At 73.2% G+C, this 8,111-nt stretch carries 10 protein-coding genes; 6 read left to right on the forward strand and 4 right to left on the reverse strand.

The window, feature by feature from the left end; genetic code table 11:
• On the forward strand, positions 1-581 hold a 581-nt coding region (locus tag N869_RS10885; protein ID WP_035061476.1), incomplete at its 5' end, for a pyridoxal-phosphate dependent enzyme.
• Between the two features lie 71 nt (positions 582-652).
• Here the strand turns inward: N869_RS10885 and greA are convergent.
• Both greA and N869_RS10895 read right to left on the reverse strand, forming a co-directional pair.
• Complete coding sequence (greA, locus tag N869_RS10890; protein ID WP_035061478.1) at positions 653-1,141, reverse strand: transcription elongation factor GreA; 489 nt, start codon at positions 1,139-1,141, stop codon at positions 653-655.
• Positions 1,142-1,335: 194 nt separating this feature from the next.
• Positions 1,336-1,734 carry a DUF4307 domain-containing protein gene (locus N869_RS10895; RefSeq protein WP_035061480.1) on the reverse strand — a complete coding sequence of 133 codons (399 nt, stop codon included), beginning with the start codon at positions 1,732-1,734 and terminating at the stop codon, positions 1,336-1,338.
• A gap of 157 nt (positions 1,735-1,891) precedes the next feature.
• On the opposite strand from N869_RS10895, the gene mca reads away from it, so the two are divergent.
• From mca to N869_RS10910, 3 genes are read left to right on the forward strand one after another with little or no spacing between them, the layout of a single operon-like run.
• Positions 1,892-2,752, forward strand: coding sequence for a mycothiol conjugate amidase Mca (mca, locus tag N869_RS10900; RefSeq protein ID WP_035061491.1), 861 nt, complete (start codon positions 1,892-1,894; stop codon positions 2,750-2,752).
• Complete coding sequence (locus N869_RS10905) at positions 2,749-3,039, forward strand: hypothetical protein (RefSeq protein WP_052105437.1); 291 nt, start codon at positions 2,749-2,751, stop codon at positions 3,037-3,039. The genes mca and N869_RS10905 overlap by 4 nt, the downstream gene beginning before the upstream one ends.
• The gene (locus N869_RS10910) at positions 3,036-3,827 is read left to right on the forward strand and encodes a nitrilase-related carbon-nitrogen hydrolase (protein ID WP_035061482.1); all 792 of its coding nucleotides are present in this window, start codon (positions 3,036-3,038) and stop codon (positions 3,825-3,827) included. The genes N869_RS10905 and N869_RS10910 overlap by 4 nt, the downstream gene beginning before the upstream one ends.
• A 53-nt stretch (positions 3,828-3,880) precedes the next feature.
• Here the strand turns inward: N869_RS10910 and trhA are convergent, their stop codons facing one another.
• A complete protein-coding gene (gene trhA / locus N869_RS10915) occupies positions 3,881-4,540 on the reverse strand; it encodes a PAQR family membrane homeostasis protein TrhA (RefSeq protein WP_232229706.1) in 660 nt (219 codons plus the stop codon).
• Positions 4,541-4,688: 148 nt separating this feature from the next.
• Between trhA and N869_RS10920 the strand changes: the two genes are divergently transcribed.
• Together N869_RS10920 and N869_RS10925 are read left to right on the forward strand one after the other, a co-directional pair.
• Positions 4,689-5,450: an isoprenyl transferase gene (locus tag N869_RS10920; protein ID WP_035061487.1), complete on the forward strand. Its 762-nt coding sequence runs from the start codon at positions 4,689-4,691 to the stop codon at positions 5,448-5,450.
• Between the two features lie 123 nt (positions 5,451-5,573).
• Positions 5,574-6,896, forward strand: coding sequence for a PhoH family protein (locus N869_RS10925; RefSeq protein ID WP_035061489.1), 1,323 nt, complete (start codon positions 5,574-5,576; stop codon positions 6,894-6,896).
• On the opposite strand, the gene N869_RS10930 is transcribed toward N869_RS10925, so the two are convergent.
• Positions 6,865-7,962 (reverse strand): DUF418 domain-containing protein, encoded by a 1,098-nt coding sequence (locus N869_RS10930; RefSeq protein ID WP_035061490.1) that lies wholly within the window; start codon positions 7,960-7,962, stop codon positions 6,865-6,867. The two genes, N869_RS10925 and N869_RS10930, sit on opposite strands and share 32 nt — an antisense overlap.
• Between the last annotated feature and the right edge of the window lie 149 nt (positions 7,963-8,111).

The following is an 8,111-nucleotide window of genomic DNA, read 5'->3' on the forward strand; positions in this document are numbered from 1 at the left end:
CGGCATGGCCCGCCTCGCTGGCGGCCGGACGGCCGTTGCCCGCGGGGCACCTGGCGACCATGGCGGACGGCATCGCGGTCGGGATGCCTGGCGACGTCCCGTTCGCCCTGCTGCACGGGGCTCGGGTGCGCGTCCACACGGTGGGGGAGGAGGACCTCTCGCGGGGCCTGCTCCTGGTCGCCGAGCGCGCCAAGATGCTCGTCGAGCCGGCGGGCGCGGCCGGGGTGGCCGCGCTGCTCGCCGGGGTGCAGGTGCGCACACCTGCGGTGGTGCTGCTCTCCGGGGGCAACATCGACCCCCTGGTGCTGCTGCGGGTTGTACGGCACGGGTTGGCGTCCGCGGGCCGGTTCCTGCAGCTTCAGGTCCGGATCGACGACCGTCCGGGGACGCTGGCGTCGCTGCTGGCCGAGCTGGCTGCCACGGGCGGGAACGTCATGCACGTGGGCCACGTGCGCACGGGCGTGGACCTGGCGATCGACGAGGTCGAGCTCGGTGTGCAGGTGGAGACGCGCGGTCCCGCCCACTGCCGTGAGGTCGTGGAGCACCTGCGGGCGGTGGGTTACCGGGCGCGGGAGGCCTGACGTCTCAGGGTGCACGAGGGGCCGGGGAGCTGCTCGCTCCCCGGCCCCTCGTCACAGGTGCTCGCGGCCGGTCAGGGCTGGAAGGGCTTGGCCTCGCGGATGACGACCTCGATGGTCGCGCCCGACGGCGCGGCGTAGGAGGTGGTGTCGCCGGCCGAGCGGCCCAGGATCGCCTCGCCCAGGGGCGACCTCTCCGAGAAGACCTCGATGTCGGTGCCCTCGGCGACCTCACGGGACCCCAGCAGGAACGTCATGTCGTCCCCGCCGACGGTCGCGGTCACCACCATGCCGGGCTCGACCACGCCGTCGTCCGCGGGCGCCTCGCCGACGACCGCGCGGCGCAGCAGGTCCTGCAGCTGGCGGATGCGGGCCTCCTGCTTGGCCTGCTCCTCACGGGCGGCGTGGTAGCCGCCGTTCTCCTTGAGGTCGCCCTCGGAGCGCGCCGCCTCGATCTTCTCCGCGATCTCGGACCGGCCGGTCGTGGTGAGCTCCTCGAGCTCGGCGGTCAGGCGGTCGTGCGCCCCCTGGGTCAGCCAGGTGACTGCGCTGGTGTCGGTCACGGTCGCTCCTTCCGAGCTCCTCGTCGTGCAGGTTCTCGTGTCGTGCGGGCCCGGGGGCGCACGGCCCCGGCGGGTGCTGGTCGGTGTCCCGGGTGCTCCACGTCCTCATCCCGCCGTCGGGGCGGACGTGGAGGTCGTCGTGGCAACCCCCGGGGCAGGTCGCTCACTGCGAAACGACGATTGTAGCAAGGGCCTCAGGGGACCCAGCAGTCACGGACGACACCGGTGACGGCTGGTTCGGAGGTCCGTACCGCGTTCGCCAGGCGGACGGTGCGGGTGTCTGCCGGTGGGACGACCACCTCGACGACGCCCACCTGCGCGAAGGCGGAGTTCAACGCCTCGACCGTGCACCGGACCTCGGTCCCCGGCTCCAGCCGGGTCACCTCGTACACGACCTCGACCTGGTCGTCGGCCAGGGTGAAGCCCACGTCCTGCCAGGTGACGGGAGTGCGGGCGAGGCCGATGCCCACCCACACCACCACTGCCGTACCGAGCACGCCCAGCGCGGTGAGTGCGGCCACCGCACGCCGGTGGTGGCCCGGGCGGGGTGGTGGGCCGTAGCGGCCGGCGGGCGGACTGGTGGGCTGGGTCATGGCGCTCCTGGTCGGGTCGTCTGGTCCCATTGTCCCGCACCTGCCGGCCGCGGGTGCGTCCGGCGTCGTCCGTGAGTGCGAGAGGATGGGTGCGAACCGACACCTGGGAGGACGCACGGTGGGCACCACGGACGCACCACGGACGGGCCTGCGGCTGATGGCGGTGCACGCGCACCCGGACGACGAGTCGAGCAAGGGCGCCGCCACCACGGCGATGTACGCGGCCCAGGGGGTCGAGGTCCTGGTCGTCACGTGCACCGGTGGGGAGCGGGGGAGCATCCTCAACCCCCGGTACCCGGTCCGGCCCTCGTCCCCGGAGGAGATGGCCGACATCCGCCGGGAGGAGATGGCGGCCGCGGCCGCGGCGCTGGGGGTACGGCACCACTGGTTGGGGTTCGTGGACTCGGGCCTGCCCGAGGGCGACCCGTTGCCGCCGTTGCCCGAGGGGTGCTTCGCGCTGGTGCCGCTCGAGGAGGCCGCGGGCCCACTCGTCCAGCTCGTGCGGGAGTTCCGCCCGCACGTGATGACCACGTACGACCCGACGGGCGGGTACCCCCACCCCGACCACGTCATGTGCCACAAGGTCGCGGCCGAGGCGTTCGCGGCGGCGGGCCAGGCCGACCGGTACCGGGGTCGGGGTGAGCCGTGGGCGCCGCACAAGCTGTACTACAACCACGACTTCTCGTTGAACCGGATCAGCACGGTGCACCAGGCGGTCGTCGACGCAGGGCTGGAGTCGCCGTTCGGGGACTGGGTCGCGTCCCGGGCCATGCGGGAGATCCCGGAGCGGCAGGTCACCACCCGGGTGCGGTGCGCGGACCACTTCGCGGACCGTGACGCGGCACTCGTGGCCCACGCCACCCAGATCGACCCCGAGGGCTTCTTCTTCGCGGTTCCCCGTGACCTGGAGATCGACGTCTGGCCGGTCGAGGAGTACGAGCTGGCCGAGTCGCGGGTGCCGACCACGTTCCCTGAGGACGACCTGTTCGCAGGGATCCACCCGGAGGACGACCGGTGAGCGCGGTGCTGGGCGCGTGGGTGCTGGCGCGGGTTCCGCTGCTGAACCCTCCGGTCGAGCCTGAGCTCCGACCGGGCCTGGACCCGGAGGCCGTCACCCCGGGCCTGCTGGGCTTCGTGGTCGTCTTCGGTGTGGTCCTGGCCGCGATCCCGCTGCTCCGGTCGTTCGCCTCCAAGATGCGGCGGGTGAACCATCGCAGCCGCAGCCGCAGCCGCGTCGACGAGCCGGGTGGTGAACCCCCCACCGGCGGGGGTGACGCCGACGAGGACGGGGCGGTGCGGCGGTGACGCTGCGGGTGCGTGCGGTACCGATGGCGTCGGGCCGTGACCGGGCCCTGAACCTGTCGGTGGTGCTCGCCGAGATCGCGGCAGCCGCCACCGCCGGGGTACGGCTGCTGGTGCTGCCGGAGTACGCGACGGCGTTCGACCCCCGCGGTGTGGACGCGGACCTAGCGGAGGGCGTCGACGGGCCTGTCGTCGCCGAGGTCCGCGAGGCGTCGGCGCGGGCGGGGGTGGCGGTCGTGCTGGGAACCGTGGTGCCCGGCGCCCGGGCCGGTCGGGCCGCGAACGTCGTGGTGGTCGTCGACGGCGGCCGGGTGGTGGGCGAGTACCGCAAGGTGCACCTGTACGACGCGTTCGGGCACCGCGAGTCCGAGCGCCTGGACGCCGGTGCTCCGGGGGCGGCGCCGGTCGTCGTCGAGGTCGACGGGATGCACGTGGGCGTGATGACCTGCTACGACCTGCGGTTCCCGGAGTCGGCGCGCCGCCTGGTCGACGCGGGCGCCACCGTGCTCGTCGTCCCTGCGGCGTGGGCTGCGGGCCCGGGCAAGGCCGACCAGTGGGACGTCCTGCTGCGGGCCCGGGCCGTGGAGGACGTGTCGTACGTGGTGGCGGCGGCGCAGACGGGGCGGGGCGTGGTGGGGGACTCCCAGGTCGTCGACGCCCGTGGTGTGGTGCTGGGCCGCGGGAGCGCGGACGCCGTCGACGTCGAGCTGGACCCGGCTCACGTCCAGGAGCAGCGCCGGCTCAACCCGTCACTGCAGAACCGGCGGTACCGGGTGGTCCCGGCGCCCTGAGCAGGACCGGCTGAGCAGGACCGGGTGAGCAGGACGGGCTGAGCAGGACGCCCTCAGCGGGCGGCCGCCACCACCACTGCCACCGCGGCGTAGTGGCACCCGAAGCCGACGACGGTGAGGGCGTGGAAGACCTCGTGGAACCCGAACCACCGTGGGCTCGGGTTCGGGCGCTTGGTGCCGTACACCACCGCACCCACCGTGTAGGCCAGCCCACCGACGGCCACCAACCACACCACGCCGGCGCCCCCCGTCCGGGAGAACTCAGGCAGGAACCACACCGCCACCCACCCCAGCGCGATGTAGATGGGGACGTAGAACCAGCGGGGAGCCCCGAGCCAGAACACCCGGGCGAGCAGACCTGCAAGCGCCCCGGCCCACACCACGACGAGCAGCGTCCTGCTGGTGGGGAACGGGAGCAGCAGCGCGGCGAGGGGGGTGTAGGTGCCGGCGATGATGAGGAAGATGTTGGTGTGGTCGAGCCGGCGGAGCACGGCGGTGACGCGGTCCGACCACCGGCCCCGGTGGTAGACGGCGCTCGTCCCGAACAGCATGATCGCGGTGGCTCCGAAGACCGCCGTGGTCACCGTGGGCGCGCCCGCAGGGGCCAGGGCGACCAGGATCACCGCTGCGACCAGCACGAGCGGGGCGACGCCGGCGTGGATCCACCCGCGCAGGCGCGGTTTGACGGCCGCGGACAGGTGCTCTGCGACCACGGGTCCTCCTGTCACGGGCGCGGGTTACGGTTGCGTAGGTTACTACACCGTAGGTCGGCGCGGCACGATGTTCGGGCCCGGCGGGCGGTACCGTGACCCGCGTCACGTCACGGCCTGGGCCAGGCCCGTCACACCTGAGGATCACCGTATGCGCCTGCCTCACCCCCTGTACGGACTGTACGAGCGTCGCCTGACCGCCTCCCTGCCCAAGGGTGCGGTCCCGCACCACATCGGGGTGATCCTCGACGGCAACCGCCGGTGGGCCCGCAACCTGGGCGCGAGCGCCTCCACCGGTCACCGCCGCGGGGCCGGCCGCATCGCCGACCTCCTGGGCTGGTGCGAGGAGGTCGACGTCAAGGTCGTGACCCTGTGGATGCTGTCCACGGACAACCTCGCCCGCCCCCGGGAGGAGCTCGACGAGCTCCTGGGCATCATCAGCGACACCGTGACCGACCTGTCCGCCTGCGGACGGTGGCGGATCCAGGTGATGGGAGCGCTCGACCTGCTTCCCCAGGACGCCGCGCAGGCTCTGCTCGCCGCCCAGGAACGGACCCGGGACGTCGCGGGCCTGCACGTGAACGTCGCCGTCGGGTACGGGGGCAGACGCGAGATCGCCGATGCCGTGCGGTCCCTGCTGCGTGAGCACGCCGCCAACGGGACCTCGATCGAGCAGCTCGCGGAGTCCTTCGACGTGGACCACATCGCCGAGCACCTCTACACCAAGGGCCAGCCCGACCCCGACCTGGTCATCCGCACCTCCGGTGAGCAGCGCCTGGGCGGGTTCCTGCTGTGGCAGTCCGCCCACTCGGAGTTCTACTTCTGCGAGGCCTACTGGCCCGACTTCCGGCGCGTGGACTTCCTGCGGGCGCTGCGCTCCTACGCAGCCCGCGAGCGTCGCCTGGGACGGTAGCCGCACGTGACGATCGGGTGAACTTCCGGAGCAACACGGCCGTGGACGACACCTGAGGCGGACGGCGCAGGCGTACCGTCTGGGCATCGGGCGACGCCCCGTCGCCCGGGTGGGGAGAACGGCATGGCCACGAGCGGCACGCGCACCTACGTCCTGGACACCTCGGTCCTGCTGTCCGACCCGAGGGCGGTGCACAGGTTCGACGAGCACGACGTCGTGCTCCCGGTCGTGGTGATCACCGAGCTGGAGGCCAAGCGCCACCACGCCGAGCTCGGGTACTTCGCGCGCTCGGCCCTGCGCCTGCTGGACGACCTGCGCCTGCTCCACGGTCGCCTGGACCACCCGGTTCCGGTCGGGGACCAGGGCGGCACGCTGCGGGTCGAGCTCAACCACGTCGACCCCACCGTCCTGCCGACCGGCTTCCGCCTGGGCGACAACGACACCCGCATCCTCACCGTGGCCCGCAGCCTCGCCGACGAGGGCGCCGACGTCACCCTGGTTTCCAAGGACCTGCCCCTGCGCATCAAAGCCGCTGCCGTCGGCCTGGACGCCGCCGAGTACCGCGCCGAGCTGGCCGTGGACTCGGGCTGGACCGGTACCACCACCCTCCAGGTCTCCGAGCAGCACATGGCCCAGCTGTGGGAGTCCGACCGGCTGGACCTGACCGAGCTCGACCTCACCGGGCAGGAGCCCGGCCCCCTGATCTGCCACACCGGGGTGGTCCTGCACTCACCCCGCGGCTCGGCACTGGCCCGGGTCACCGCGGACAAGCACCTGCGCCTGATCCGCGGCGACCAGGAGGTGTTCGGCGTCCACGGTCGCAGCGCCGAGCAGCGCATCGCCATCGACCTCCTTCTCGACGAGGAGGTCGGCATCGTCTCCATGGGCGGCCGGGCGGGCACCGGCAAGTCGGCCCTGGCGCTGTGCGCCGGGCTCGAGGCCGTCCTCGAGCGCCGTCGGCACCGCAAGGTCCTGGTGTTCCGGCCCCTGTACGCCGTGGGCGGCCAGGAGCTCGGCTACCTGCCCGGAACCGAGGCCGAGAAGATGAACCCCTGGGCCCAGGCCGTCTTCGACACCCTCGGCGCCCTGGTCCCCGGGGACGTCATGGACGAGGTCGTGGCACGAGACCTGCTGGAGGTCCTGCCCCTGACCCACATCCGCGGCAGGTCGCTGCACGACGCGTTCGTGATCGTCGACGAGGCCCAGTCGTTGGAGCGCAACGTCCTGCTGACCGTCCTGTCCCGGATCGGGCAGGGGTCACGCGTGGTCCTCACCCACGACGTCGCCCAGCGGGACAACCTCCGCGTCGGGCGTCATGACGGGGTCGCGGCGGTCATCGAGACACTCAAGGGCCACCCCCTGTTCGCCCACGTCACCCTGACGCGCTCCGAGCGCTCACCCGTCGCGGCGCTGGTCACCGACCTCCTGGAGCGGGCTGAGATCTGACCCTACGACGCTCGGCGGCCCACACCCACGGCGGACGCATGAGGACCTCCGCCGGGCCCCACGGGAACACCGCCCGCCATGCCCACGCCAGCAGGACGGTGCCCAGGACCAGCGGGACGGCCAGCGGCACCTCCAGCGCCCCGACGGTCACCAGGGGCCGGTCCGGGAGCAGGTGCAGCACCAGCAGGTGGCCCACGTACGCCGTCAGGGCCAGCTGCCCCGTGCTCGCCAACGGCCGTGACAGTCGTCCCAGGGAGGGCGTCGCCACCAGCGCCACGCCCAGGACCACCACCGCCGCCCCGGTGCTCCCGAGCAGCCACAACGGCATCTGGCTGTGCGGGGTGAGGACCACGAGGTGGTCGAACCCCGCCCGGCTCGTGGGCGCCCCCACCAGCCGCACCAGCCCCCGCGAGACGACCAGCGCCACCACGGCCGCAGCGGCGCCCCACCCCACCATCGCCCAGGCCGTGCGCGGCCCACGCAGGTCCGCACGTCCGATCAGCATCCCCACCACGAACGGCACCAACCAGGTGACCAGCGGGTAGGGCCCCGTCATCACCAGCGTGTCCAGCGCCTCCACCGGGTCCTCGGCCTTCGCCCCGTTCGTCCGGTCGTACACCCGCTCCGTGAGCTGCAGCACCACCAGCACCAGGACGGGACCCACCACGCCACCCACCGCCGCGCCCACGACCAACCACCGTGTGGGAACCCGCACCAGGACGATCGCCAGCGCGAACAGCAGGGCGTACGTCGGGAGGATCACCTGTGCCTGGTGGTCCAGCAGCCCCAGGAGCACCCCGATCGCCAGCAGCAGCGCCGAGCGCCACGCCAGGATCCCAGCATGGTCCACCAGCCGCGGTCGACCCCTGGCCAGCAACGACGTCCCCACCCCCGCCAGCAGCACGAACAGCAGCGACGCCCGCCCGTGCGCCGAGGTCCACACGTACCCCCACGCCCCGTCCATGTGCTCCGGGCCGCTGTTGACCAGGAGCATCCCCACGATCGCCACCGCACGCGCGACGTCGAGCGCAACGAGTCGACCCCGCCCGCCGCCGTCAGCCGCCACCGACCCCTCCGTCCCCGCAGCACGTCCCTCCCGGTGAGGCTAGGCCCGGTCGACGTGCGGCGCGACGGCGGGCCGTGCCGCACGTAGCGTGGGGACGTCCGCCGAGAGGAGGCACCGACGTGCGACCCCAGCACCCCCCGCGCGCGTGG

The sequence above is a fragment of the Cellulomonas bogoriensis 69B4 = DSM 16987 genome (assembly GCF_000767165.1).
GTDB classification, from domain to species: domain Bacteria; phylum Actinomycetota; class Actinomycetes; order Actinomycetales; family Cellulomonadaceae; genus Actinotalea; species Actinotalea bogoriensis.